We start from the raw sequence: 26,254 nt of genomic DNA, 5'->3' as shown, positions 1-26,254 counted from the left end.
GCGGAGAGGCCCCAATGCTTACAGACAATATCCATGACCGTCGCAGCTTTCTGAAGGCGAGTGGTGTCGCCTCGGCGGGCATGTTGTTGGGCGGTGGCCTTCTTTCCCCGGCCCTTGCCGCGCCGACCGAATCCGACCTGGTCATCCGGTCCATCAAGACTTTCGCCGGCGATTGGGGCCTATTCGTCAAGATCACCACCGATAGCGGCATCACCGGCTGGGGGGAGACCGATGCCGGTATCCCCACGACGATGCAAACCTTCATCCATGACGAGATGGCGCGCCGCGTATTGGGCCGCGACCCGTTCGACACCGGCCCAATCACCGAAGAGATCTTCTATCGCGAACATGATTTCGGCCCCGGCGGCACGCTGGCCAACACCATTGCCGGGATCGACATTGCCCTGTGGGATGCCAAGGCACGCATCCTCGATGTGCCGGTCTATCGCCTGCTCGGCGGCTCCTACCGCGACCGGATGCCTGTCTATGGCAGTTACGGCACGCGTCGCTGGACCAGCATGACGCCCGAAGAAGCTGCGGACAAGGCGATGAAATTCGTCGACCGCGGCTTCAATACGGTCAAGTGCCGGATGCAGATCAGGGAATCCCATCTCAACCCGGTCGAAGATCGCACGATCGAATATATGGATGTAATCTCGCGCCGCCTCGCCGGGCGTGCGGAGCTGTTTACCGACATCAACAATGGCTACTCGGCGAGCCGCGCCATCCAGATCGGCCGCGTCTTGCAGGACGAATATGGCTTCCGTTTCTTCGAAGAGCCGTGCTCCGACCAGAACCACTCCGAAACGAAGGAAGTGGTCGACGCGCTCGACCTGTCGATCATTGCCGGCGAAAAAGAATACACGCCTTGGCAAGTCGAAGAGCTGATCCGCTATGCCGATCCCGATTACCTCAATCCCGATGTGATCAAGGCGATGGGTATCACCGGCATGCACCGGATCGGCCATCTTTCGCAGGTCAATCAAAAGCCCATCATCATGCACAACACCCGCCCGCTCGTATCGACGGCGGCATCGCTGCAGCTGGCGGCATCCTATTCGATCATCGGGCCCTTCATGGAGTATGTCGACGTGGACGATTACGCGCCGCTTCTGGCATGCGCTGACGTCTATCTGGATTACGACAGCGGTTCGCTGGCCATCCCCGACCGTCCCGGCCTCGGCATCGAGATCAACGAAGCGCGGCTCGAAGCTGTCTCCAGCTCGGTGCGCGAGGATGTGTTCGAGGGCTGATCGCGCCTTCGCGTTCCACACAGTGGGAAATGCATAGCTGTCGAGCGGATTTGGCTCGCCACGCTTGCCGCGCACATCGTATGCTCGGCAGTCAATAAAGCGGCGGGAAACGTCGCCATTTGGAAGAGGGGAGAACCATGAAAGATCGGAAACTTCGCGCCATTTGTTCGTCCGTTTCGCTCGCGGGCGTTGCGGCAGGCATTCTCTATGCGCCAGCGGTTTCGGCACAGGATGCTGCAGCCAGCATCACCGGCGAAGTGCGGCGCGGTGAAGATCAGCGTATCTTCCAGGGCGTCACTATCGCGATCCCCGAGCTGGATGTCGAGGACACCACTGCTGCTGACGGGCGCTATCGCCTGCCGAATGTGCCTCTCGGTGAATATTCGATCGTGATCTCCTATCTCGGCGACGTCATCGATACGCGCACCATCGTGGTCGATGAAGCCGTCGAGACGTTCGATCTCTCGCTAGCCGAAGGTGCTCTCAACACGATCGTGGTCAGCGGTATTCGCGGTTCGCTCAACAGTGCGCGCGCTGCGGAGCGCGAGAACGACAATCTGACCAATGTCGTCACGGCTGACGATATCGGCGCCTTTGCCGATCAGAACGTCGCCGAATCCCTCCAGCGTCTGCCCGGCGTAACCGTGCGGCGATCCGAGGGCGAGGGTCAGCAAGTAGCCATTCGCGGCCTGTCCGGCTCCTTCGTGACAGTCACCGTCGATGGCGCGCGCATCGGTACGCGCGATGAAAATTCGCGTTCGGTCGCCCTCGACATCGTGTCTTCCGACCTCTTGAACGGCATCGAAGTGTCGAAGACCCTTCTTCCCAATCAGGATGCAGACTCGATTGCCGGTGCGATCAACCTGCGCACGCTATCCGCATTCGATCGCGGGGAAACGACATCGGCCACCCTGCGCGGGGAGATCGGCTACCAGGAGCGCAGCGACGATTTCAATCCGCGCATCTCGGGCGATTTTACCCGCATCTTCGACATTGGCGAGAGCCAGGAATTCGGCATTGCGGCCTCGGCGAGCTGGTCGCGGCGCCGCTCCATCGTCGACGACTTCCGCGGTGATGACGGCATCCGTTCCAATCTCGACGGCACTGAAGAGCAGATCGAAGAGATCGACGATCCGGCGCTTGGCGATAATGCGGGCGATGACGACGATACGATCGATTTCGCCGTCAGCGATCCCGATCAAGCGATCTTCTCGCCCAACCGCATCGACCTGCGCTCCGACCCGGCCGAGCGCACGCGCTTCTCGTCCAACCTCAATCTGGAATACCGTCCCCAGCAGGATACGGAGATTTATCTCCGCGGCACCTATTCCCGCTTCGAGGACGACGATGTTCGCAACCGCCAGCGCTACGAATTGAACGACGGTGACGACGAGGAAATTCTCGCCCTGGGTCCGAACAGCGGCGATATCACCGATGTCGACACCGAAAAGCGTTTCCGGTTCAGCGATCAGGTCGATGAGCTTTACGTCATCAATGGCGGTTTCAGCCATGTCGCGGGCGACTGGACCTTTGAAGGCGACGTGAATTATTCGCTGAACGACTCCCGCACGCCTTCCGTGGAAGGGCGTTTCCGCGAACGGGATATTCGCGTTCGGTACGAAAATCTTGGACCGGACGGTGTGGATTTCGAGATCCTCCCCAATCCGGAAGATGCGGATGACGACGCCAGTGTCCCGGAAAACTTCGATTTCCGCTTCCTGACACAATACGACTTCTTTTCCGAAGACGAGATCTTTGCAGCCCGGGGCGACATCCGCCGCGATTTCCTGTTCAATGACCGCCCGGCATTCTTCCAGTTCGGTGCCAAGTACCAAGAGCGCTCGCGCGACTTCGATGTCGAGCGTCTCCGGGTCAATTCGGACGATGATCTTACGCTGGCCGATTTCCCGCTGGCGCCATTCGATGACGGCGAAATCCAATTCACTTTCAATCCCGAACTCGACGTACTGGAAGACTTCCTCAAGGATCTCGCTGCAAACGGCGAGGTCGATCAGGGCGATCCGTTCGATGCAATCAATTCCATCGTGCGCGATTACACTGCCAACGAGGAAGTGCTTGCAGGCTATGTCATGGCGCGCCTACCCATCACCGACCGGCTCGAAATCATCGGCGGCCTGCGTATCGAGCGTACGGACTGGAACACCACAGGGTTCTCCGCCACGCAGCGCGCATTCGATGACGATCTTTCCGACCTGATTCTGGAGTATCTGCAGGACGATCTCGGCCTTACCGATGCCGAGGTCCTGGCGTCACCGCTTGGCGGACGCTTCTTTGTTGACGAGGACGGCGACCTCGATGTGTTCGAGGAGGTGGTCAACACCCCGGTCGGGATTTCGGGCTCGAACAGCTACACCGATTTCCTGCCCAACCTGAACATCCGTTGGGAGCCAATCGACGATGTCGTGATCCGCTTGTCTTACACGGAAGCTCTACAACGGCCTGACTTCCGCGAAGCGGCGGCGAGCCAGTTCATCGAAATCGAGGACCTTACCGACGAGGATGATTTCGAGGATGCGCTGGACGCCGGGCAGATCAACGGCGTCACCGATATCGTCGACTTCCTGGAAACGCGTACGTCGGCCGGAACAGAGGCCCTGCCGCTGCGCGACGCGAGCCTGAATCCGTTCCGCGCGCAGCAATATGATGCTTCGGTTTCTTGGTATCCGAACTCGAATACCTTCCTGCAGGTCGCAGCCTTCTACAAGGATATCTCCGATTTCATCCTGCCCGTCACACTAACGGGTGATGATGTCGCGCTTGTTGGGGTAGACCCGACGGTGTTCGACCGCACGGTGACATATTACAATGGCGATCAGGCGGAGATTTACGGCGTCGAATTCAGCTACACGCAGAACTACACCTTCCTGCCTGCTCCGCTGGACGGCCTGTTCTTTGCCGGCAACCTGACGCTGGCGAGCAGCTCCGGCCGAGACGAGATCTTCGGCGAAATTCCCTTCCCCGATCAGGCAGACCTAGTTGGAAACGCATCGCTGGGCTGGGAGAAATCGGGCTTCAGCCTGCGCGGTACGGTGAATTATGTCGGCGAGCGTCTCGTCGGTGTTCGCACAGGCCTGCTGGGGCTGGAATTCCCTCAGGGTGATGAGCTGGAGGCCGCCCGTACCTCCTTCGACATCAACGCCCGCTGGGAAATTACCGACGCCATCCAGGTCTATGCCGATGCGATCAATATCAACGGAGCCGGGGAAGAGCGTTTCTTCCGCGGCGGCGGGCTGACCGGGCCGGTCTACAACGGCAATGAGCAGTATGGTGCGACCTACCAGTTGGGAGCGCGCATCCGCTTCTGAAGACCAGTATGATCGAATGATTGGCGGCGCCCCTCGGGTGTCGCCAATCATCGCTTTGCGCGCGGCGAGCTTTTGTTGTTTGCCGCTGTGGATACGAAACGTCGAGGATGCGGGAGCGCAGCGTGTTCGGCCAAGCGGCAGTGCCGCGCTCGCGAGGGAAAAAGGCTAGGCGAATGAAACCGGATGGCACAGGACACCGCGGAATGACACCTGTGACAGCGTTGCAGAAGGACGGCGACGGGCTTTCCAAACGGCGCGTGATCGGGTTGATTGCCGGGCCGGTCGCCTTCCTGCTGATCCATCTGATCGGTGTGCCGGCAGGTCTCGAAGCGATGTATGCGGACTCGGCGGCGGGCGACTTGCCGGGCTCGCCCTTGCAGGCATGGACTGTTTTCTCGCTGCTGGTTCTGATGGCGATATGGTGGGTGAGCGAAGCCATTCCCATTGCGGTCACTGCGCTGCTTCCCATGGTTGTACTGCCCATTGGACAGGTGGCCCCGCTCGCCGATGTGGCGGGCGCTTACCTGCATCCGATCGTTGTGCTTCTGCTTGGCGGTTTCATCATCGCCAAGGCAATCGAGCGATGGGGTCTGCACGAACGGATCGCGCTTGGCACGCTGTCGCATTTCGGCGGCAGGCGGAAAGCGCTTCTGGCCGGCTTCATGGCGACCGCCGCTTTGCTGTCCATGTGGATTTCCAACACCGCCACGGCCATCATGCTTGTGCCCATCGCGCTGTCCATCGCGGTGACCCTTGCCGACGACGATGAAGAGAATGCCGGTCGCTTCACGATCCTCCTGCTGCTCGGCATTGCGTGGGCATGTTCGATAGGCGGGCTCGGCACCTATATCGGCACGCCGACCAACCTCCTGGTGAAGGACGCGGTCGAGCGGAGCACGGGCGAGGAGATCGGCTTCGTCACCTGGATGGCGCTGGGCGTTCCGGCCGTCCTCGTTCTCGTCCCATTGGCATGGTGGCTGCTATCGCGCTTCGAGGGCGCAAAGTCCGATGTGTCGCAGGATACGGCGGACAAGGTCGCGGGAATGATCGACCGGAAGGTCGCGGCGCTCGGCCCGATGAGCGTGGCGGAAAAGCGCGTCATCGGCATGTTCGCATTCATCGCCTCGCTCTGGATATTCGGCATTCCGCTGCGCGAACTCGAGATCGGCGGCGTCCAGCCACTGTCCGGTCTGTCCGACAGCGTGGCGGCCATTATCGGCGTGGTGCTGTGCTTCCTTATCCCGGCAGGAGACCGGTCCGATCGGGCTGCAAGGCTGCTCGACTGGAAGACGGCCGAATCCATCCCCTGGGGCGTGGTGCTGCTGTTCGGCGGCGGCATGGCGCTGGCCGGAGCGATGCGGTATTCCGGAATGAGCGCATGGCTGGGCGGCGAGCTTGCCATCATCGGTACCTTGCCAGTCATCCTGCTGATCGCGCTGGTCACCTTGCTCATCATCTTTCTGACAGAAATCACCTCCAACGTCGCTACGGCGGCAGCGACCATGCCGGTGCTGATCGCCGTGGGCGAAGCGAGCGACATCGATGTCGCGCTGCTCGCCGCGCCGGTTGCGCTTGCGGCAAGCTGCGCCTTCATGCTGCCCATGGCGACGGGGCCGAATGCGGTGATCTATGCCAGCGGCAAGATTTCGCTGGAGCAGATGGCGAGGGCCGGCTTCCGCCTCAATCTGCTGGCGAGCGTGGCGATCATCGCGCTGTCTTACCTGCTGGCACCGCTGGTCTTCTAGCGACACTGCGCCGAGGAATGCAGGCTCTGAGTTATCAGGATTCTCGATTACGTTCCGAGGGTTAGTACATGGAAGCGCGGATCTCGCCCAAGGTCCGGGTTTCAGCGGAAAGCTCAAATTTAGCAAAGCCAGCTAGTGAAGCCTCAGTCACTTGGTGATAGCAGGGCCCTACGGAAGTAAGCATCGCCGGGAGTCACGCGATTGCGGTAGCGCGAGTAATTGTCGAGCACGTTGGACAGGTCCACATGTGCCCTTCCGATGCCCTCAAAATAATTAAGGTCGGTTCGCCACAGTTCGTTGGGTCATGCGATATATCCTCGAGCGCCTATGCCGCTTTGATGACCACGCTGGCTAGGGCAATAATCTGATTTTAAGACTCAAGCAGGAGTTAGAGAGGAGGCCTGACTTGAATGAGGGCGACGAAAAGAGGTCGCAGCCTTCCAAGGCAATTTAAACGGCAGCTTCTAAGTGAATATCACACACACTCGAACGACCGAAATTAGGGCGCATAGCTGACGGGTCACGGCAAATCGGCAAAAATTCGCCAACGATTTAAGTGCCCGTTTTGTCCTTTATTGGGCACCAACTTTTCCTTACGAATAGGAGCACTGACCTTCAGGACGGCAAAACGATCAAAGTTGGGCACTTTCTGCAGATGTTGAAGAAAAAGCGACCGGTCCGGTTCAATCGGTGGTTTGGGTGGTGCAACCCTTGTTACGACGGCAGCTGACGCATCGTGGTAGCAAGGCGCAACAACCGGATTGCCGATCGCCAAAATTCTATCTCCGGCCCTTTCCGGTGACCCGCACAAGTCATAGAGCGCGGATGAGTCGACCGACGCATAGATGCGCTTGAATTCGCCTCCGCGGAGGTCGGCGTTCTTCGCGATCAAGTCGCCTTCCCACACATAACGGTCTGCGGTCGGGGTCGAGGCTAACAGGCCCCAATGAACGCCAACCTGCCGGTTGTTCTTTTTCGAAGAAGCGAAGTGCCGGGGGGACGTTGTGTGCTAGCGCCCAGACGGTGAGCCAAAATCGCTTTGGGTTTGCAGGCTTGATAGCAATGTCAGCGATGGTGAAGGCAGCACGCCGCTGTGCAACCGCAGAATAAGCAAAGCCTCTCGAGACGATGACGGTGAGAAGAGCGAAAAGACGTTTGATTATGACCGCAACGCTACTGTGACGGATCATATTGCGGAAGGTCTTCAAGTCGGGCGGCGTCGTATTCGACTTCAGGGAACATCAGCGGATAATGAAACTGCCGCAGACTTTCGTGGAAGTCCCTAATCCGGTCTTCATACGCGACCATGGCCGTAGCATCAGTTCGGGCGATCTTCTTGAAACTGCGCTCCACGAACGATGTGGGGGAAAGCAGCGATGCCAGTCCCGCTTGCCGGTTGCGCTCCAGTCTGGCCTGTCGGTAGCGATTGGCCAGCGGCGCGGCCGCCTGGTCTCCAACCTGCTGGAACGCGTAATACCATTTCCACTCGAAGCCCTCCTCAATGACGGAGTTTTCGCGCCATTCGGGATATTGTTCTACGAAAGGGTCCATCGTGTCCTCCTTCGGCAGGTCCCACGCATCGTTGACGGTTTCACGCTGGAGCAACAGAATTTCGCCGCCATCCGGCACAGGGTTCGCCGCCTCGATTGCCGCTTTCGATATCGCAGGAACGATAATGGCGAGCGCCAGCCACAGGCCGATCAGCGACGTGAGCAAGACGGAGAGCGAACCATCGATCCGGCTCACCAGTTCAACGATCAACCACCAGACTAGGAGCGCGCCTATCACGATGGCGCTGGCCTGAAGCGTAACGCCAAGCGATGTGCCCTCGATCGTCGCGCCAATCCACAATGGAAGGAGTAGCAGAGCGGCGAGGGAAAAGACCCTGAGTGACGCACGGGGCAGCCATAGGGATTGCGGCGATCCGGCCGTGGCGACAAGCAAGTCATGCCGCCGCGCCGTGCGTTCTGAAGCGCGCAGATCGTAAAGAAGCAGGATCAGCAATAGCGGGGCCACCGCAGCCGCGAGGAAGGCGAAATCGAACCGTCCGACCAGGCCGAAATCGGCGTTGCGCGTATCGGCCTCGTGGATCTGCCCTTCGAGCGCCAGCATCTTGATGCGGTGCTTCCATGGCGCTGTGTCGCGCTGGCCCATGGCGGCGAAGGCGAAATCGGACGGCGGCTCATAGGTCAGATGAAAGGCGTAATAGGCCGCGCCGCCCCAGTCTTCCTGAATCGAAAGGGCATTCGCGCGGTCGGCCGCGTCCTCCTCGATTAGCGTTGCGATGGTTGCGCGCTGCTCGCGCGTTTCGGCAATCCCGAACGACACGGCGATAACCGAGAGTAGGAACGCCAACGCAAGCCAGAATAAGGCGCCTCGGTCCCTGCGAAGAAAGCGCAGTTCGCGGGTGAAAGATCTAAGCATCAGACCCGCACCTTTCGCGCTGCCCAGACCACCGTGCCGCCCGCGATCACGAGCCACAAGAGCAGGATGCCGAGCGGCAGTGCGGCGCGCGCCAGTCGGTCCCCTGCATCGTCAGGCTGGAAGCGGAACTCGTCCAGCACCTGCCAGCTTGCCGCGTTGATGCGCGCGGCTTCAGCAGATGCCGCATCGTTGTTCCGGTTCATGTCGAGCGTGTAGTCGAGGTCGGTCGCATGTGCCTGGTTTAGCGCCTGCACGAAATCGAAGCGCAGATCCTCGCTTTCGCGCAGGAAACGATGATGTGTGGCAAGGTCTGTGGCCGCCAGTGTGCGCGAGGAGGAGGCGATCGCGATTGTCGGCGAGGCCAGCCCGAACAGATCGAACAGTCGCGACTGGCCTGCTTCGAGCGACATCCGGTTCTCGGCGAAACGGTTGAGCAGATCGGTCAGCTCAGCCTCGGAATAGGTCGCCACCACGCCGCGCCAGTTGATCGGCAGTTCCTCAATCGTCTCGACGTCATATTGTTCGAGCACCTGCGCCTGCAGCTGCTCGAAGGCCGGGTCTGCGGCATTGTGGCCGTCACCTAGCTTGCGCTGCTCGGCAAGCATTACAAGATCGCTCTCAATCTTGCTCGGCGCGTCGATGGCCGCGCTGCTGGCGTTGATGGCGAAGCGCGGAACAATCAGCGCGGCGAACAGCCAGACGAACACCAGCGCGCCGAGTGATACTGCCCGCTGTCGGATAAGGATCGACGCGGCCAGGATGATGGCTCCCCACACACAAAGATAGAGAAAATAACCCGCGACGAGCGATGTTGCAGCCAAGGCACTCTCGCCCAAGACAACCGAATAAGCAGCAACCACCATAAGCGGGATCATAAAGATCGCGATCACGGAAAGGAGGGCAGTCGCCTTGCCGAGCGCGAGCCTGGTGCCCGACGATCCTTGCGCCAACAGCACCGCGAGCGTTCCACTTTCCCGTTCGCGCAGGAACATGGCGTGCCCCAGCACGATCAACAGGAGCGGAAGCAGGAGCTGATACAGGCTGGCGGGGGTGAGAGCGGCGAACCCGCCCAGATCGGCGGCTGCCTTCGTATCGGCGAACATCGCGCTGTTCTGCCGATGACCTTCGAGGAAGATCGATTGCCCCGTTACTGCATCCACGCCGGGTTCGAATATTGCCAGGGGAGGCGGCGGCCGGAAGGCATAGTGCCCGTAATGGACCATACGGTGAGGATGACGGTCCGGCTGAGCGAAGAAGGTTTGCTCGGCCGCAACCTGTTGCTCCAGACGCTGCGCCTGCTCGTCGGCGATGCGATTGATGGTGAGGACGCTGGTCGCCGCCAGCAGCACCGCGATGATAAGCGCGGCGGCGACGACAACCTTCGATCGAAGCCAGAGCCGCCATTCCTCGCGCGCAATACGGATCGGCGAGTTCATGCCGCTTCGCGCTCCGCAAAGGCTGCATGCACCGTCTCGGTGTCGATCCGCATGCCGGGCTCGGCGGCGAAACTGCCGACAAGCTTGCCCCGCCGAAGGAGCCCTACTCGGTCGGCCACCTGGCACGCGCCATAGACATCATGCGTCACCATCAGGATCGTCTGGCCGCTCGATGCCAGCTTCTTCACCAAATCGTGAAACTCGTCGATGGCGACCGGGTCGAGCCCGGAAGTGGGCTCGTCCAGCAACAGGATCGGCGTCTCGCGCAGTAGCGCCAGCGCGATGGCGGCCTTTTGCCTCATGCCCTTGGAGTAGGATTGCAGTCGGCGCGAGCGTGCTTCATCGGCCAGCGCGACCCGCTCGAAGGCTGCATCCAGATCACCGCGCGAAGCGCTCCGGCCTGCGAGGTCGAGGAAATACTCGAGGTTCTCGTAGGCGCTCATATGACCGTAGAGCGATGCTGCCTCGGGCAAATAGGCAATGGCCGAACGCGCCGCCGGGATATCCGAATGCACACTCCGCCCCCGAACCAGCACCTCGCCTGCCGACGGCTGCAGGAAGCCGAGGAAGGTCAGCAGCGTGCTCGATTTGCCTGCGCCGTTACCGCCCAGCAGGGCAAAGATCTCGCCTTGGGCAACGGAGAAGGACACATTGTCGAGGACGGCGTTGCCGTCCCGAACGAGCGACAGGGAGCGGGCTTCGAGTGGTGCGGTCACCGGATTGTTCTTTCGTTAGAAGCTGAACCGAGCGCCAACGCGGACAGTCCTGGGGGCACCGGGTTGCACGCGGAGTTCGGCAAGGGAGTTCGGATACCATTCCTCACCAAAAAGGTTGTCGACATCGAGCCTGATCGCAACGTTTTCAGTCAAGTCGGCTTCAGCGAATAGCCGCGCGAGCGTGTAGGCCGGAAGCTCGAAATCTGTGCCGACTTCGCCCAACCTGTCGCTCACATAAAGAACGCCGCCGCCAAACCTGACGTTTCGCCTCAGCACCTGCGTCGTATGTGCCAATTGCACGTTCAAGCTATGATCCGGAACGTTGAGAATTCGCGAGCCCGGAACGATGGGAACGAGGAAGTTTGCGTCGATGATTTCCTCGTCGATCTGAGCATCGACATACGCATAGGAAACCCACAGGTCAGTGCCGGAGAACAAACGCGCTTGCAGATCGAATTCCGCTCCCCTGCTACTCGCTTCACCCGCAGAGATGAGAAAAAACTGATTAACGGGATCGCCAATCAGAATATTGCTCTGCTGGATCGAGAAAAGCGTCGCGGTCGCCAAGAGGCGTCCGTCAGAGCTCTCAAATTTAATGCCGCCTTCGAAGGCCTCCGCCTTTTTCGGATCGAAGGGTTCGCCGTCAAACGTCGCCCCGGATAGGGAACGGAAGTTCTCGCCGTAGGTCGCGTAAATCGCGATCTCTGGCGTAAAACGGTAAACGGCACCGACTTGCGGGCTGAATTCGTTGTCGTTTGTTTCGAAAATACGGTTCGTCGCCCGGTTGTTCTGCTCGTCCGAAAACTCATCATAGCGACCCCCGAGACGCAAATCGAAGCGTTCGCCAAGGCTGACCTGATATTGAAAGTAAACACCCGTCGCAGCTTGGATCTCCAATCGATCCGTTAACGGCGTCGGCTCCGGCAAAGGGAAGCGTCCGTATTGCGGATCGAAAATATCGAGAGCCTGCAATTCTTGAAGCGAGGGATCGCTCGATAGCGGTCGCGAACGCACCCGGCTGAATACTTGATCGTTCTCGAACCGGTCAGTGTCAGCCCCGATAATTATGCGGTGCTGCACGCCACCTGTCTCGAATTCTCCGGTCAGCTCTCCACGAAAAACATAATACTCGCCACTATAGTCTCTGAATCGGCGTTGCCGCGTCAGTGTGCGGCCGTCTACGAATAACTGCTGTCGGCTGCCGGAAAGTTCCGCTTCCGTTGCAGACCCCGTCAGCGAGGTATCGCGATAGTTGAAGCCCAAAAGCGCACTCCAGCTATCTGAAAAATCGTGTTGGAATTCCACTTGATGGCCAAAGGATTCGGTGATGTTCGGGCCGTCTGCGGGTTCTCCCAGAAACCGGCTGATCGGGAGGACGCCGAGCTCACCATTCAACGCCAAGACACCGCGGTCAAAAGGCAGTTCCTGGCGTGTATACTCGAGTTCGTAAACGAGGCGGGATGCATCACTGATGTTGATCGCAACAGACGGAAAAAGTCCAAAACGTTCTGTTTCTATCGTGTCGCGAAAGCTTCCGGCGTCCTCGTAAAATCCTACGAATCTGACGCCGACTGCACTACCCAGTGTGGTCTGAAGATCGACATCTCCACGATAGAAGTCGTATGAGCCAGCCTGAAAAAGAATCTCGCCCGCCGTCTCGAACCGCGGACTCTTGGTCAAAAGGTTGACCGTTCCGCCCGGTTCGCCGCGCCCATAAAGAGCTGCGCGAGGACCCTTTAAAACCTCGACCGCCTCAATGCCGGCAAGATCGCGCGGTCCGGAAAAACCGCGCCCCGCGTTGAAGCCATTGACGAGGAAGCCACTCGGGAGGTTTTCGTCGCCTACAAGACCGCGAATGGCGAAACTATTCCACAACCCACCAAAGTTGTTTTGTCTCGCCACCGATGCGGAAAGGTCCAGCGCGTTATCGAGGTCGAGAGCATTGTTGTCCTCCAGAAGCTGAGTAGAAATGATTTGCTCAGCTTGCGGAATTTCGAGCGCTTCGAAGTCGCCACGATAGGCTGGGCGCACACCCGTCACCAGGATAACTTCGCCAAGCGCTTCAGCGTCTTCTGAGACCTCTGTTTCCTGCGCCGCAACTTGCGTCGAATTTACCATGGCTGTGGCCATGGTGAAAACTGAAGCGGATACGACAAAGCGAAAATCGAGCACGATCAGGACCCCCGTCCAAGGCAGAAAATATGTGATGCCCGGACCCGCGCCGGAAACGCGGCTTCCGAATTGCGGGGTTGGTTATGATACAGCATAACATTACGTCAAGAGCGTATTTGTCAGACTGACCACTATCGCGCCGGCCGCAACCTTTCGACGGATCACAGATTGCCGTGCCCCGAGCTCGGACACGAGCCTGCTTAACATGGAAGGCTACTCCTATGGATATTGTTGCTGAAAGACCTGATGGCCGGACGGTGATCAACGCGCGCATCAGGCAATCCTGGCAAAGAATCCCGGCCCGATGGGATTCCATCGCCGATCCGCAAACGTCGCTGGTCATTGAACCGCGGAGTGTCGTTGAGCTGGCCGCGCCGGCCGCAAAGCTTCTGAAAACCGAACCATTCTCTCACATCGCCACCGGGTCCGTGGCGGAGGCGATATCGCAGTTGCCGGATCTTCCTCCGCAGATATGTCGGGGCATCGAACGGCTTGCTTTGCGTTTTGCGGACCTCACCGGTTCCGATCACATACGCATTCGCCTAGAGCAGATCGTCACGAATTCATGCCGTAGGGGGCACGCCGACTACACCGACCTTCGCCTGATCACAACATACGCGGGTCCGGGCACGCAGATCGCGCTCGATAACGATCCCGGATCCGAAATCTTGCTTGACCTTCCGACAGGCCATGTCGGACTTTTCAAGGGCCGCCTCTATGGCGAAAACCACGCGCCTAGCTTTCACCGGTCCCCGCCTGCGGCTGACTTGGGCGTCAAGCGCCTCGTACTGGTAATCGATACGCAAACCTTCGCCAGTGAAGGCGAGTGTGGGTGATGACGCTCCGAAGGCAGGCAAACTGGCTGGATGGCATCGGCATAACCATTTCGAGCATCTGTATCGTTCACTGTCTGTTGCCTCCGGTGATCATCGCGCTATCTCCAGCATGGTCGACCTGGCTGGACTTGCCCGAAGACTTGCACCCCTTGCTCGTTGCTATCGCTCTGCCATTTAGCGGGACCGTCCTATGGAAGGCCGCCAAGCGTTCCCCACATGCGCAACTTTCTCTTGGGTTGGGCATGGTGGGCTTGGCATCGATGGTGTTCGGACTGTTCGCTAAAAGCGACGCTATCGAGGTGGCTACGACCTCGGTCGGAGCCATTCTTGTAGCGATGGCTCATCTGCGAAATTGGCTGCGCGGAGCGCATTGTGCCGCATCTGGCAGCGACTTTCGTCCACCGTGAGAGCCATCGCATAGGGCGTCGGCTTTCGGGAAGAGCGCGAGGCGCGACGTATGACCGATAATGGGTCGCAAAGCGGACTTGAGAACCATCGCATTTACTAGTTGTCAGGCTACCTTTGCACCAACCAAACGCTCGATGCTTTCGACCGTGATCAGAGTTCGTCTGCCGACTTTTTTCCTGACCAGCGTGCCATCTCGCATAAGCTTGTCGATTGTCGTTCGACCCAACCCAGTCGCCTGTTCGGTCTGAGCGACTGACGCGGTAAGATCGCCGGACCTGATCGGTTGCACGCCTTCCTTCTTTGCCTCGGAAGCGTCGATGGATGGAGCGATGCTTTTCGTCATAGCGTGCGCATCGCAGCCGCTAGATTGCTCTGAGGCATCGGCAAGTAAACCCACGCAATACCTATCGAGAACCTTGACGAGCGCAGCTTCGGAAAAGCTGATTCCGGTTATGAGTACTGACGGCAAACCTCCATGTAGAGGCGATCCTTCTAGCCGAACTGTTCCACCGTTTAGAGCGGCATGAATTTTTCCTGATGCTACAATCCTTTCCCAATCTTCGTTCGGAATCTGAGCATCGCGCACTACCTTGGTCGGACCCCCGGCGGGTCTTATTTCTCGTACGAGAGCATAGGTTTTGATCAGGCCAGCCGCGGCGAAATCGGCTAACAAATCATCAGCTTTTTCGAGATTTCTGGACTTAACGAGCTCAATGGCCTTGGCCGGAAGGACTGGTTGATGGGCTGACATGCTTTCTCTCGAGTTTGACGGGGCATGTTAGTCAGCCAATCGTGAAAAAGCGGTAACCTTCTGGTTCGCTGCGGCTATGCAGGTCGATCGAGTTAGCGATTGCTTGAAGACTCACCGCGCCGAGATCCCCGCCGATGTTCGCGGATGTCCACCCAAATTTTTCATGTTTTTTTCATGGAAACGCCGCCCATCTCTTCTAAATCATTGAAAAGATGGTGGGCGCGGCAAGGATTGAACTTGCGACCCCACCCGTGTGAAGGGTGTGCTCTACCACTGAGCTACGCGCCCGCCGATCTGCGGCAGGAGCGGGCCTTTGCCATTTTCGCTACGCCCTTGCAAGCGCGAGTTTTGCAGCTTGTTACTCTGTCAGCGAGCGGCTTAGCAGGGTGCGCCAGATGGAGGCCGTGTCGGCCCGTACGCCGCCGCGCTCGCCGCCGGGAAGGGTCGTGCATTCGAGGCAACGGGCCATCACCCCTTCGGCGCGCATCAGGCGTTCGAGATCGCTTGCGATCGTGCCCAGCCGTGCGGTTTCGCGCTGGCCGAGGATCGCCACGATATCGCGGGTCTCTCCCTCGCCTGCGCTGCCGCCCATCAACAGGCGTGCCAGCAGGGAATCGTAGCTGGGAGCATCGTCGCCGAGATAATCGACGGTGAAGCTGCCATCGGCCAGCTCCGCGCGTTCCGCGACCCAGGCAATGGCGCTGTCGAGATCGCCGAACTGGTCGATAAGACCGAGCTGGCGCGCAGCACCGCCATCCCAGACGCGGCCCTGTCCCAGTTCGTCGGCCCGCTCTGGCGAGATGTCGCGCGACTGGGCGACCAGCCCGAGGAAGTCGGCATAGAAGCCTTCGGTCGAGGCCTGCAGAAGCGCATCGGCCTCCGGCGTGATGCCGCCGAGCAGATCGGGCTGTCCGGAGAGGCCGGTGGTGCGCACGCCATCGGTGGTCACGCCATATTCGGCCAGCACATTCTCGAAGCTGGGCAGAACAAGGAAAACGCCGATAGAGCCGGTGATGGTTTGCGGTTCCCCAAACAGGCGCTGCCCTGCGGTGGCGATCCAGTAACCGCCGGACGCCGCGTAATTGCCCATGGAAACGGCAACCGGCACACCCTTGTCGCGATGGCGCAGCACCGCGCGTCGGATGGCTTCGGACCCTGTTACCGTGCCGCCGGGCGAATTGATCCGCACCACCAGCCCGCTGATATCGTCGTCCAGCGCCTCGTCGAGCAGCGCTGTGATGCGCGCAGCGCCAGCAGAACCCGGCCCCGCCTCGCCATCGGTGATTTCGCCATCCACGGTGATGACCGCGATCGTGCCTTCGGTGCCGAATTCGGCATCTGCATCGACATTGGCGAGCCAGGGATCGTAATCCGTGGCGGCGAATGCGCCGGGTTCGTCCGACCATTCATCCTCGCCCACTTCGGAGGCGATGCGTTCGCCCCATTCGACCCGCGTGCCGATGCGATCTGCGAGGCCTGCGGCGAGCGACGCATCGGCAATGTCGTTGGCAGAAGCTGCCAGCCACCCGGCGACATCACTGGTAACGAGGTCGATATCGGCTTGCGGCCGTGCGCTATTTACCTGTGCACGCCATTCCTGCCAGAGCGTCGCGTATAGCTGCGAGATTTGCTCGCGCGCCTCGTCGGACATGCCGCTTTCGGTCCAAGGTTCGACTGCGCTCTTATAGGTGCCGACACGGTAGACATTTGCGGTGATGTTGAAACGCTCCAGCAGGCCGTCATAATAGAGGTTTTCCCCGCCCGGGCCGGAAATGGCGACACCCCCTTGCGGATCGACCCAGATCTCGTCGGCATGGGCGGCCAGCAGCATCGCATCGTCGCCATAGGCAAAAGCGTATGCGTAAATCGCCTTGTCGGTGTTCGAGAACCGCTCCAGCGCGCCCGCCAATTCGCTTAGATGCACGGCGCCGCCACCAAGGAAACCGCTGAGATCGAGAGCGAGCGCATCCACCCGTTCATCGCCTGCCGCGGCATCGATAGCGCGCACGAGATCGCGCGCGGCGTATTCGCGCACCGGCACCGTATTGGCGAGCAGGGCCTGAAGCGGATCGACCGGCGCCACCTCTTCCACGACCACGCCTTGGATTTCGAGCAGCAGCGCACCGTCGCGCACCGTGCCGGGATTGGGGCGTGCGCTGAGGATAGCGAACAGGCCTGCGAAGAACAGCAGCAGGAAGAGCAGCGCCAGCGCATCCTTGATGCAGACCAGCAAGCGCCAGACTTTACGTGCGAAATTCATGGATAATCCCTGTTGCGGAGCTGCGTTTCGCTTCTCTGTGTAGGGGCTCTATCGGCGCGATGCCAGACATAAGCCTTGAGCGGCATAGGTCGCTCGACTAAGGGCATGGCTTTAATGACATCGCCGCCCGAACCCTCCGCCCGCAGCCGCTTTCCCGCAGGGGGGCGCGCTTTTCCCCATCGCGACCTGATCGGCATTTCCGCGCTAGAACGGCACGAGATTCTCTACGTGCTGGCCGAGGCGGAACAATATGTGGAATTCAATCGGCAGGCGGCCAAGCATACGGACCGGCTGTCGGGCCTCACAATAATCAACGCCTTCTTCGAAAACTCGACGCGCACGCTGCTGTCGTTCGAGATTGCGGGCAAGCGGTTGGGTGCGGATGTCATCAACATGCATGCCGCACAGTCTAGCGTGAAGAAGGGCGAAACACTGATCGATACGGCGCGCACGCTCAACGCCATGCGGGCCGATGCTATCGTGATCCGTCACGGTTCCAGCGGAGCGGTGGGGCTGATCGCGGGTCATGTCGATTGCCCCGTGCTCAATGCGGGCGACGGGCAGCACGAGCATCCGACGCAGGCCCTGCTGGATGCACTGGCGCTGCGCCATGCCTTGCGAAAGAGAGGGCAGACGAGCGAGGACTTCACCGGCCTGACGGTGACGATTTGCGGCGATATCCTGCACAGCCGGGTGGCGCGGTCGAATATCCTCTGTCTGCAGGCGATGGGCGCGAGCGTGCGGCTGTGCGCGCCTCCCGCGCTGATGCCGACCGGCGTGGAGCAGATCGGCGCAGAGCCGTTCCACGATTTCGACAAGGCGCTGGACGGTGCCGATGTGGTGATGATGCTGCGCTTGCAGAACGAGCGGATGGACGGGCAGTTCATCCCGAGCCCGCGCGAATATCGCCACCTCTATGGCCTCACGAAAGAAAGGCTGGCGAAGGCGTCTGCCGATGCCATCGTGATGCATCCCGGCCCGATGAATCGCGGTGTCGAGATCGACAGCGATGTGGCTGACGACCCGTCGCGTTCCATCATCACCGATCAGGTGGAGATGGGGGTCGCGGTGCGGATGGCGTGTCTCGACATTCTGACGCGGAAGGCGCGCGGTGAGCCGGGCTGGGGCGAGGGGGAATGGGTATGACGAACCCCAGCATTTCTGCCATTTCTAACGGTCGCGTGCTGACCCCGGAAGGGGTGGTTGAGGGCACGATCTGCATGGCGGACGGCCATATCGACAGTGTTGAAACGAGTGCCGACCAAAGCACCGAAAATGCCGCCATCCTCGACGCGAAAGGCCAGTTCGTCGTGCCCGGTATCGTCGACCTGGGCGTGTTTGCCATCGACAAGCCCGCTTTCCATTTCGGCGGCATTACGCGCGCCGCGCTGATGCCTGACCAGGCGCCGCCGCTCGACATTGCGGCGCGCGTGCGTTTCCTCGCGCAGAGCGGCAAGCCCGATCTGTGGGTCCATCCCATGGCGGCGGCGACCAAGGATCTTGCCGGCGAGCATCTGGCGGAAATCGCGCTGATGGCGGAGGCTGGCGCAAGGGCGGTCGCCACCGGGCGGCGCTGGATTGCCGATAGCGGCGTCATGCTGCGCCTGCTGCAATATGCCGCAATGCTGGACCTTGTCGTGGTGACCCATGCCGAGGATGGCGGGATCGCGGGCAATGCCGCCGCCACGGCCAGCGAGATGGCTACCAGGCTGGGCCTGCCGAGCGCGCCTGCCGAGGCCGAGACGCTGGCGCTCGCCCGCGATATCGCGCTTGCCGAAATGAGCGGCGCGCGGCTGCATGTGCGGCAAGTCACCACCCGCGCGGGGCTTGAGCTGGTTCGGCAGGCCAAGGCGCGCGGCGTCGCCATTACGGCGGGTGTAACGCCAGCGCATTTCATGCTGTCCGACCTCGCACTGGGCGATTACCGCACCTTCGCGCGCCTCTCCCCGCCATTGCGGAGCGAGGACGACCGCGAGGCCGTGCGCGAAGCCATCGGCGATGGCACGATAGACGTGATCGCCAGCGGCCACGATCCGCGCGGGCCGGAGGACAAGAACCTGCCCTTCGCCGATGCCGCGCCGGGAATGGCAGGGGCCGAGACGCTGCTCGCCATGACGTTGACGCTGGTTCGCGACGGCGTGATCGATATGCCCCGCGGTTTCGACCTGTTGGCGCGCACACCGGCCGCGCTGCTGGGCGTGAAGGCCGGCATGCTTGCTGAGGGATACGAGGCCGATATCGCGCTGCTCGACCCCGAAGCGCCCTGGATCGTCGATAGCCGGGAAATGGCGGCATCGGCAGGCAATACGCCGTTCGATCGCCAGCCCGTGCAGGGCCGCGTGACCCGGCTCTGGAAAGGTGGAGTGGAAATTGACTTATAATTTCAGCGGAAAGCGGGTGATGGTAACTGGTGCGGCCTCGGGCATCGGCCTCGCTAGCGCCCGCGCGCTTGCCGATGCCGGCGCGGCGCACCTGGTGCTGGTCGACCTGAACGAGCAGGCGCTGAACAATCTCGACCTCGCTTGCGAGACGAGCCTTTATGCAGGCGATGTTGCCGACGAGGCGCTGTGGGACCGCATCGAAGGCGATGGCGGCGCTCTGGATGCGGCCCTGCTCAATGCCGGGATTGCGGGTCAGGCCGCTCCCGTGCACAAGATGGCCTTTGCCGACTGGCGACAGGTCATGGCGGTCAATCTCGATGGCCTGTTTCTTTCGCTGCGCACCGCGATGCGGCAGGCGAAGGACGGGGCGAGCATGGTGCTCACTGCGTCGGTCGCAGGCCTGAAGGCCGAGCCGGGGATCGCCGCTTACGGCGCATCGAAAGCGGCCACGCTGCATCTGGCCAAGATCGCCGCGAAAGAAGGCGCGCGCCGCCGCATCCGGGTGAACGCCATTGCACCGGGCGGGGTCGATACCGCCATCTGGGACAGCGCGCCGTTCTTCGAGGAGTTGGTGGAAAAACATCAAGGCGACCGCGCAGGCGCGCTCAACACGATGGCCGAAGGGATGACGCCAATGGGCCGTTTCGAGACGGCGGAGGAACTGGCGCAGCAAGTGTTGTTCCTGTTGTCCGACGCGTCGGGCACCGTTACCGGCACCGCACTGGTGAGCGATGGCGGCTATACACTCTGACGCCGGACAAAAGAAAACCCTCCCCGCATGAAGCGGGAAGGGCTTCTCTCGGGACGAACCGAATTAGCGGCGGGCCAGGCGCACGCCATTGTCTACTGCGCCGGGGAGCGGGCTGGATGCAGCCCAGCTGATGCAGCCTTCCCCGGCAGCCGACGTATTGACGTTGGAGCACATGGCGCGGCTGGATGCGGTGTCGAAACCACCAGCCGATACGCGCCAGTAGCGCTTGCCGCGAACCACGGCCTCGGTGATCACCATTTCGTGATTGGCGAGGGCGGGGTGGCGGTCGGTATAGATGTCCCATGCGCGGCGGGCGGCGGCTTCGCTGGAGAAGCTGCCGAGCTGCACGAGGTGCGAGCCGTCTGCCACAGGCGCGGAGGTGAAGCTGGCCGTGGCCGGACCGGTGCCAGAAGCCGCAGCCGCGCGGCGCGTTGGGCGAGCAGGCGTCGCGGCGGCATGCGCTGCGGTTGCTGCTGCGGCCATGCGGGCCTCGCCATCATTGCGCACGGACTGCACGACCGGCGAAGCGGCATAACGCTCGCTCGGCGCGGCCGTAGCGATCGGAGCCAAAGCCGGAGCACGCGCAGGCTCGGGAGCGGTGAAGGCTTCGGCGAAGCTTGCGGGCTCCTCAGCAGTCACGGGCGTGCCGGACATGGCAGCGGGTGCTGCGAGCGGCGGCAGTTCTGCGGTAGGCGACGGAGCCTGGACCTGTGCGACAGGTGCGGCAGGTGCGGCAGCATATGTCTCGGCTGCCAGCTGGTCGACACCCGGATTGTTCACCAGTGCCAGATGCACAGGCTGGCCGGCATCGCGCACGCCGGCAGGCACACCCAGCAGACCGGCGAGGCGGTGCTGGTAGGCTTCGGCGTGGGTCAGCTGCGCCCATTGCTGCATACGATCGCCAACCTGGTCGGCAGGCACATCCTGCGCCACCATCAGGCGGGCATCGCGCCAGCGACCGGCCACGGCATAGGCATAGGCCAGGTTCTGGCGGGTCTTCACCGTATTGTCGCCCTGGCGGATGGAATTGGAAAGGATGTGGATGCCGCGTTCCGGCTCACCTGCCAGCGCATAGGCAAGGCCGAGGTCGGCTGCGGCGATCTCGCCTTCCCACTGGCGCAGCATGGCGCTCGATTCGGCGAAACGGCCTTCCCCGCTGAGAGACAAGGCGAGGCTGAGCGCAGCGCGCGGGCTGTTCTCGCCCAGCGCCATCGCATCGGCAAAGGATGTGGAGGCGGACGCAAAGCGCCCTTCCTCGAGATAGGCATTGCCCAGCACCATGCGATATTCGGCATTGCGCGGCTCCGCCTGCACGGCAGCCTCCGCATGGCGAACGGCTTCGCTGGTTTGGCCGCGATCCATGGCGCGCACGGCGTCGGTCGCGGAGACCTCGGCACGCGGCGCTGCTGTACCGGCACAGCCGCCCAGCAACACAGCAGCCATGGCCGTGGTCAGGCCAAGGGCGATCATCGGCTTACGCTTGGTATCTGCGGTCATTTCTCGCATCCCTCTCAGCTATTGGTTTTCTTGCCCGCGACATGCGCGGCAACCGAATCAAGTTCGGGAATTTCGGACAGGAAGCGGTCGAGCGCCTCGGTCACGAGTTCCTGTGCGCTGCATTCCTGCATGGTCGCAGCAAGGCGCATCTTCAGATGGCGTTCTGCATCGAGCCGCAGAGTGAAGGCGGTGCGGCGGCCCTGCGGCGCGGCAACACGGCGCGGACGGGCCGAGACCTGCGGCAGCGATGCGAGCGGCGCTGTATCGTTGGCGATGCGCAGCGGCACGACGGAGCTTTCCTCGCCGCCCATATCGTCCCATCCAAGGGCCGACTGGCTGGCAGCCAGGTCGTCGAAATCGTCGCCCAGCGTGCCGACGCGGTCGTTCTGCGTCAGCTGTGCGCGCATGGCCGGCTTGGCCGTGCCTTTGCGAGCCAGCAGCATCGGACCAAGCGATGCAAAGGCGCTGTCTGTCATGGCGCTGCCCATTACTGAGCCGCCCGGCGACCGAAATTGCTCTGCGGGCGATGCGCGCCATTGGCCGCAGCTGCCTTGCCGGGTGCGGCAAAGACGGTGCGGCGGAAGTTCTTTTCGAGGCGATCGGCCACATAGTGCCACAGCGCCGTTACTTCCTGCGCGCTGCGACCTTCCGGCTCGACTTCCATGACGGTGCGACCGTCGATCATCGAGGCGGCGAAATCGGTGCGATGGTGAACGGTGATGGGGGCAACGGTGCCGTGCTGCGACAGCGCGACGGCAGCTTCCGAAGTGATCTTGGCCTTCGGCGTTGCGGCATTCACCACGAAGATAAGCGGCTTGCCGGCACGCTCGCACAGATCGACCGTGGCACCCACGGCGCGCAAATCGTGCGGGCTGGGGCGGGTCGGGACGACCATCAGCTCTGCCACCGAAATCACGCTCTGGATCGCCATGGTGATGGCGGGCGGCGTATCGATGACGGCAAGCTTGAAGCCTTGCTGGCGAAGTATCGCCAGATCGTTTGCGAGCCGGGCGACCGTGGTCTGGGCGAAAGCGGGAAACTCCGCTTCACGCTCGTTCCACCAGTCGGCCAGCGAGCCCTGCGGATCGATGTCGATCAGAACGACCGGTCCAGCGCCAGCGCGCTGCGCCTGCACGGCGAGGTGTCCGGACAGTGTGGTCTTGCCAGATCCACCCTTTTGCGATGCCAAAGCCAAAACGCGCAAGGCGATTCCCCCTAAAAGTTACTGACCCGAACCAAGTCTCATCACGGGCCTTCGCCTTAGGGCTTCGCAGGATACCCTTTATTTTGGGTTAATTTGCACAGGGCCTTGTTGCGCAACGTTGGCTGTGCAGGAGGCTGTCTGTGGCCGGATCGCTGGCCGCGCTGCGGGCGCTGCCATACGGTAAGGGGATGATAGGCGCAGCGCATAAACGCTTTGCTAACAGGCCGTTTACTATGGCAGGCATGGTACTCGCACCGCTCGCTTGGTGCGCAACACGGGGAATGGTCATGGCAAAGCGCAGCAGGACATACGTGCTTTCACGCAGCTTGGCGGTGGCTGCCCTGCTGCTGGCCGCGCCTGCTTCTGCCGATGTGCGTGACGGCGTGGATGCTTGGGCGCGCGGCGATTACGCAGCCGCCGTAGCAGCGTGGCAGGGCCCGGCTGAAGCGGGCGATCCCGATGCGATGTTCAATCTGGGGCAGGCTTACCGGCTGGGCCGCGGCGTGCCTGTCGACATGGCGCGCGCGGAAGAGCTTTACGAAGCCGCCGCGCAGGCAGGGCATTTGCAGGCTGCGGATACCTATGGCCTGATGCTGTTCCAGAGTGGCCGCCGCGAAGAGGCTTTACCCTTGGTGCTGGAAGCCAGCGGGCGAGGCGATCCGCGCGCGCATTATTTGCTGGGCGTGGGTCATTTCAACGGCGATTTGCTGGAGCGGGACTGGCAGCGCGCCTATGCGCTGATGACGCTGGCCAATGCTGCTGGCCTGCCGCAAGCCGCCACAGCGATTACGGAGATGGATCGCCATATCCCGCTGGAAGACCGGCAGGCCGCCGCTTCGCTTGCCCGCGCAATCGAGACGGATACGATGCAGACGCGCGCGGCGCAGCTGGCCGCGGCAGACCTCGCGGTCAGCGGAGAAGCGCCGGTGCCATCCGCGCCGCCGCCTGCACGCCAAGCGCCTCCGCCGGTCCAGACCGTGGCCGTATCACCATCAGTCGCTGCGGCGCGCGATGCCGTGCTGCAAGCGCGCCAGGCCACGGGCACTGCCGATCCCGCCGAAGCGGGGGCGAGCTTTGCGCGGCGATCCTCGCCTGCACGTCCGGCAAGGCAGGAGCCTGCTCGAGCCGCAGCAGCCACGCCCGCGCCGCCCGCTCGTGCCGCCACAGCTGCGCGCGATCTCAGCAGTGGCCCATGGAAAGTGCAGCTTGGCGCATTCGGCGTGGCGGGGAATGCAGAGCGGCTCTGGTCCCGCTTGGCGGACCGGCCTGAAATCGCCGGACGTGCGCGCCTGCTCGTCCCCTCGGGCCGCGTCACGCGGTTACTGGCAGGCGGGTACGCCAGCGAAGCCGAAGCGCAGGCTGCCTGCAACAGCCTGCGCCGCGCCGGGCAGGAATGCCTCGTCACCTGTAACTGATCCTTTGCGAATCGCCGGGTCAGCGCCATAGTGCGCACAAGGACGATTGAGGGGACTACCATGACCGAGACGCAGACAACGCCCGATGGCGAGGCCGTGCCGCCTGCACCTGCCAAATCGGGCGAGCGGATCCTTGGCCTCGATTTCATTCGCGGCATTGCCGTGCTCGGCATTCTTGCTGCCAATATCGTCGCCTTCGGCCAGCCTTGGGCCGCCTATATGATGCCGAGCGCCTTCCTCGTGCCGCACGATTCGATCGACGAATGGCTCTATGTCGCGCAATTCACCCTGATCGATGGCAAGATGCGCGGGCTGTTTACCCTGCTGTTCGGCGCAGGCATGGCGCTGTTCATGGAGCGGGCGTGGGCGCGTGGATCGTCTCGCTGGTTGCAGGTACGGCGGCTCGGCTGGCTGCTAGTTTTCGGCCTGATCCACTTCTTCCTCATTTGGCGCGGCGACATCCTGACGCTGTATGCGGTTGCTGGCTTCGTGGCGGTGCTGTTCGTCCGCATGGAAGGGCGCGCGCTGATGGCCTTGGGTCTCAGCGGATATGCCCTTGGCGCGCTCGTCTATTTCGCCACCATTGGCTCTGCCTATTTCATCGCCGAAACACCGCTCGGCCAGCAAGAGGGTATGGAGGAAGGCGCTGCCGCGATGATCGAGGTGAAGCAGGAAACGCTCGACATCGATGCGCGCGAACGGCCGATCATGGAAAGCGGCAGCTATGTCGATTACGTGACCAACAACGTCACCAACCACGCCGCCGACATTCTCAACATGCTGTGGCTGTTCGCTTTCGAAACGCTGCCGCTGATGCTGGTGGGCATGGCAATGTACAAATTCGGCTGGTTCAGCCCCGGGGGATCGGTGCGCAAGCGGCAGGTGTGGGCGTGGTCGCTGCTGCTGATAGGCGGCGCGCTGAGCCTGCTGTTGGGCCTTTGGCTGAAGAGCATCGGCTTCACCTATTGGAGCACGATTGCCGCCTTCGTCTCCTTCTCCATGCTACCGCGCCTTCTAATGATCCTTGGCCTTGCCGTGCTGCTGGCACAGATCGGGGCGACGGCCAGCGGCTGGTTGGCGGAACGGCTTTCGGCGGCGGGCAGGGCGGCCTTCACCAATTACCTCGGCACCTCGGTGCTGATGATGCTGATCTTCCACCCATGGGCGGGGGGCCTGTGGGGCGAGCTTTCAAGGCCAGAACTGTACCTGGTGGTCGCGCTGGCCTGGGCGATCATGCTGGCGTGGTCGAAGCCTTGGCTGGAGCGATATCGCTACGGGCCGCTTGAATGGCTTTGGCGCTGCCTGACCTATTGGAAGCGCTTCCCGCTGCGACGCTGACACCGCGCTGTGAATGATTTTGAGAATTACTCGCAAAAGACTTGCTAATGCAATCCATTCGCATTAATTCGGGATTCGCACAGACGGAGTCGCCGGATCGATGTACACCTGCATCTGCAATGCCATCAAAGAGTGTGAATTGCGCAAGGCTGCGCGCCAGCACCGTGGCGGGGCGGAAAGCGTGTATGCCAAACTGGGCAAGCGCCCCAATTGCGGCCAGTGCTTGGAAGAGGCGAACGAGGTGATCGAGGAAGAGCGCGCCGCTCTCCTGCCTCCCATGGTAGCCGCCTAACTTTCATCAATCCTGATACGCATTCGCATTAGCGCAGATTTCTGCGGTT

At 61.6% G+C, this 26,254-nt stretch carries 21 protein-coding genes and 1 tRNA gene; 11 read left to right on the top strand and 11 right to left on the bottom strand.

Annotation, left to right across the window (positions count from 1 at the left end; genetic code table 11):
- Nucleotides 1-14: 14 nt before the first annotated feature.
- The 3 genes from BMF35_RS01675 to BMF35_RS01665 all read left to right on the top strand — a co-directional run bounded on the left by BMF35_RS01675 (nucleotide 15) and on the right by BMF35_RS01665 (nucleotide 6,324).
- Nucleotides 15-1,253: a mandelate racemase/muconate lactonizing enzyme family protein gene (locus BMF35_RS01675; protein ID WP_047006652.1), complete on the top strand. Its 1,239-nt coding sequence runs from the start codon at nucleotides 15-17 to the stop codon at nucleotides 1,251-1,253.
- A gap of 137 nt (nucleotides 1,254-1,390) precedes the next feature.
- Nucleotides 1,391-4,579: a TonB-dependent receptor gene (locus BMF35_RS01670; protein WP_047006651.1), complete on the top strand. Its 3,189-nt coding sequence runs from the start codon at nucleotides 1,391-1,393 to the stop codon at nucleotides 4,577-4,579.
- A gap of 203 nt (nucleotides 4,580-4,782) precedes the next feature.
- Entirely contained in the window at nucleotides 4,783-6,324 is a 1,542-nt protein-coding gene (locus BMF35_RS01665; protein ID WP_071961153.1) for an SLC13 family permease, read from the top strand.
- Between the two features lie 520 nt (nucleotides 6,325-6,844).
- Here BMF35_RS01665 and BMF35_RS13500 read toward each other — a convergent pair.
- The 5 genes from BMF35_RS13500 to BMF35_RS01645 all read right to left on the bottom strand — a co-directional run bounded on the left by BMF35_RS13500 (nucleotide 6,845) and on the right by BMF35_RS01645 (nucleotide 13,072).
- On the bottom strand, nucleotides 6,845-7,216 hold the full coding sequence (locus BMF35_RS13500) for a hypothetical protein (protein WP_156172078.1): 372 nt from the start codon (nucleotides 7,214-7,216) through the stop codon (nucleotides 6,845-6,847).
- 281 nt (nucleotides 7,217-7,497) lie between these two features.
- Nucleotides 7,498-8,679, bottom strand: coding sequence for a DUF3526 domain-containing protein (locus BMF35_RS01660; RefSeq protein WP_206539547.1), 1,182 nt, complete (start codon nucleotides 8,677-8,679; stop codon nucleotides 7,498-7,500).
- A gap of 68 nt (nucleotides 8,680-8,747) precedes the next feature.
- Nucleotides 8,748-10,184, bottom strand: coding sequence for a DUF3526 domain-containing protein (locus BMF35_RS01655; protein ID WP_047006408.1), 1,437 nt, complete (start codon nucleotides 10,182-10,184; stop codon nucleotides 8,748-8,750).
- Nucleotides 10,181-10,900, bottom strand: coding sequence for an ABC transporter ATP-binding protein (locus tag BMF35_RS01650; RefSeq protein ID WP_047006407.1), 720 nt, complete (start codon nucleotides 10,898-10,900; stop codon nucleotides 10,181-10,183). Before BMF35_RS01650 ends, BMF35_RS01655 begins: the two co-directional genes overlap by 4 nt.
- A gap of 15 nt (nucleotides 10,901-10,915) precedes the next feature.
- Complete coding sequence (locus BMF35_RS01645; RefSeq protein ID WP_236781536.1) at nucleotides 10,916-13,072, bottom strand: TonB-dependent siderophore receptor; 2,157 nt, start codon at nucleotides 13,070-13,072, stop codon at nucleotides 10,916-10,918.
- A gap of 221 nt (nucleotides 13,073-13,293) precedes the next feature.
- Here BMF35_RS01645 and BMF35_RS01640 point away from each other — a divergent pair, with 221 nt between their 5' ends.
- Nucleotides 13,294-13,908, top strand: coding sequence for a DUF1826 domain-containing protein (locus BMF35_RS01640; protein ID WP_082115616.1), 615 nt, complete (start codon nucleotides 13,294-13,296; stop codon nucleotides 13,906-13,908).
- Nucleotides 13,908-14,315 (top strand): MerC domain-containing protein, encoded by a 408-nt coding sequence (locus tag BMF35_RS01635; RefSeq protein ID WP_047006405.1) that lies wholly within the window; start codon nucleotides 13,908-13,910, stop codon nucleotides 14,313-14,315. The genes BMF35_RS01640 and BMF35_RS01635 overlap by 1 nt, the downstream gene beginning before the upstream one ends.
- A gap of 104 nt (nucleotides 14,316-14,419) precedes the next feature.
- On the opposite strand, the gene BMF35_RS13820 is transcribed toward BMF35_RS01635, so the two are convergent.
- The 3 genes from BMF35_RS13820 to sppA all read right to left on the bottom strand — a co-directional run bounded on the left by BMF35_RS13820 (nucleotide 14,420) and on the right by sppA (nucleotide 17,327).
- Complete coding sequence (locus BMF35_RS13820) at nucleotides 14,420-15,067, bottom strand: hypothetical protein (protein WP_236781535.1); 648 nt, start codon at nucleotides 15,065-15,067, stop codon at nucleotides 14,420-14,422.
- 213 nt (nucleotides 15,068-15,280) lie between these two features.
- Nucleotides 15,281-15,355: transfer RNA gene (locus BMF35_RS01625), tRNA-Val, on the bottom strand.
- Between the two features lie 70 nt (nucleotides 15,356-15,425).
- Complete coding sequence (gene sppA, locus BMF35_RS01620) at nucleotides 15,426-17,327, bottom strand: signal peptide peptidase SppA (protein ID WP_047006403.1); 1,902 nt, start codon at nucleotides 17,325-17,327, stop codon at nucleotides 15,426-15,428.
- Between the two features lie 114 nt (nucleotides 17,328-17,441).
- On the opposite strand from sppA, the gene BMF35_RS01615 reads away from it, so the two are divergent.
- The 3 genes from BMF35_RS01615 to BMF35_RS01605 are packed head-to-tail and all read left to right on the top strand — an operon-like array spanning nucleotide 17,442 to nucleotide 20,459.
- Complete coding sequence (locus tag BMF35_RS01615; protein ID WP_047006402.1) at nucleotides 17,442-18,473, top strand: aspartate carbamoyltransferase catalytic subunit; 1,032 nt, start codon at nucleotides 17,442-17,444, stop codon at nucleotides 18,471-18,473.
- Nucleotides 18,464-19,708, top strand: coding sequence for a dihydroorotase (locus tag BMF35_RS01610; protein ID WP_418202098.1), 1,245 nt, complete (start codon nucleotides 18,464-18,466; stop codon nucleotides 19,706-19,708). Before BMF35_RS01615 ends, BMF35_RS01610 begins: the two co-directional genes overlap by 10 nt.
- Nucleotides 19,698-20,459 (top strand): SDR family NAD(P)-dependent oxidoreductase, encoded by a 762-nt coding sequence (locus BMF35_RS01605; RefSeq protein ID WP_047006400.1) that lies wholly within the window; start codon nucleotides 19,698-19,700, stop codon nucleotides 20,457-20,459. The genes BMF35_RS01610 and BMF35_RS01605 overlap by 11 nt, the downstream gene beginning before the upstream one ends.
- 63 nt (nucleotides 20,460-20,522) lie before the next feature.
- On the opposite strand, the gene BMF35_RS01600 is transcribed toward BMF35_RS01605, so the two are convergent.
- From BMF35_RS01600 to BMF35_RS01590, 3 genes are read right to left on the bottom strand one after another with little or no spacing between them, the layout of a single operon-like run.
- Nucleotides 20,523-21,956, bottom strand: a complete 1,434-nt coding sequence (locus tag BMF35_RS01600; protein WP_162199214.1) for an SPOR domain-containing protein — start codon at nucleotides 21,954-21,956, stop codon at nucleotides 20,523-20,525.
- Nucleotides 21,957-21,970: 14 nt separating this feature from the next.
- Complete coding sequence (locus tag BMF35_RS01595; RefSeq protein ID WP_082115654.1) at nucleotides 21,971-22,432, bottom strand: hypothetical protein; 462 nt, start codon at nucleotides 22,430-22,432, stop codon at nucleotides 21,971-21,973.
- Nucleotides 22,433-22,443: 11 nt separating this feature from the next.
- Nucleotides 22,444-23,160 (bottom strand): ParA family protein, encoded by a 717-nt coding sequence (locus BMF35_RS01590; protein ID WP_047006399.1) that lies wholly within the window; start codon nucleotides 23,158-23,160, stop codon nucleotides 22,444-22,446.
- Nucleotides 23,161-23,447: 287 nt separating this feature from the next.
- Between BMF35_RS01590 and BMF35_RS01585 the strand changes: the two genes are divergently transcribed.
- The 3 genes from BMF35_RS01585 to BMF35_RS01575 all read left to right on the top strand — a co-directional run bounded on the left by BMF35_RS01585 (nucleotide 23,448) and on the right by BMF35_RS01575 (nucleotide 26,205).
- Nucleotides 23,448-24,575 carry an SPOR domain-containing protein gene (locus BMF35_RS01585; protein WP_047006646.1) on the top strand — a complete coding sequence of 376 codons (1,128 nt, stop codon included), beginning with the start codon at nucleotides 23,448-23,450 and terminating at the stop codon, nucleotides 24,573-24,575.
- Nucleotides 24,576-24,635: 60 nt separating this feature from the next.
- Nucleotides 24,636-25,913, top strand: coding sequence for a DUF418 domain-containing protein (locus BMF35_RS01580; RefSeq protein WP_047006398.1), 1,278 nt, complete (start codon nucleotides 24,636-24,638; stop codon nucleotides 25,911-25,913).
- A gap of 100 nt (nucleotides 25,914-26,013) precedes the next feature.
- Complete coding sequence (locus tag BMF35_RS01575; protein ID WP_047006397.1) at nucleotides 26,014-26,205, top strand: (2Fe-2S)-binding protein; 192 nt, start codon at nucleotides 26,014-26,016, stop codon at nucleotides 26,203-26,205.
- Nucleotides 26,206-26,254: the final 49 nt, after the last annotated feature.

Origin of the sequence: Aurantiacibacter gangjinensis, assembly GCF_001886695.1 — a bacterium.
GTDB classification, from domain to species: domain Bacteria; phylum Pseudomonadota; class Alphaproteobacteria; order Sphingomonadales; family Sphingomonadaceae; genus Alteraurantiacibacter; species Alteraurantiacibacter gangjinensis.
The sequence above is the reverse complement of the archived record's forward strand: the minus strand, read 5'-3'. Positions and strand labels throughout refer to the sequence as shown.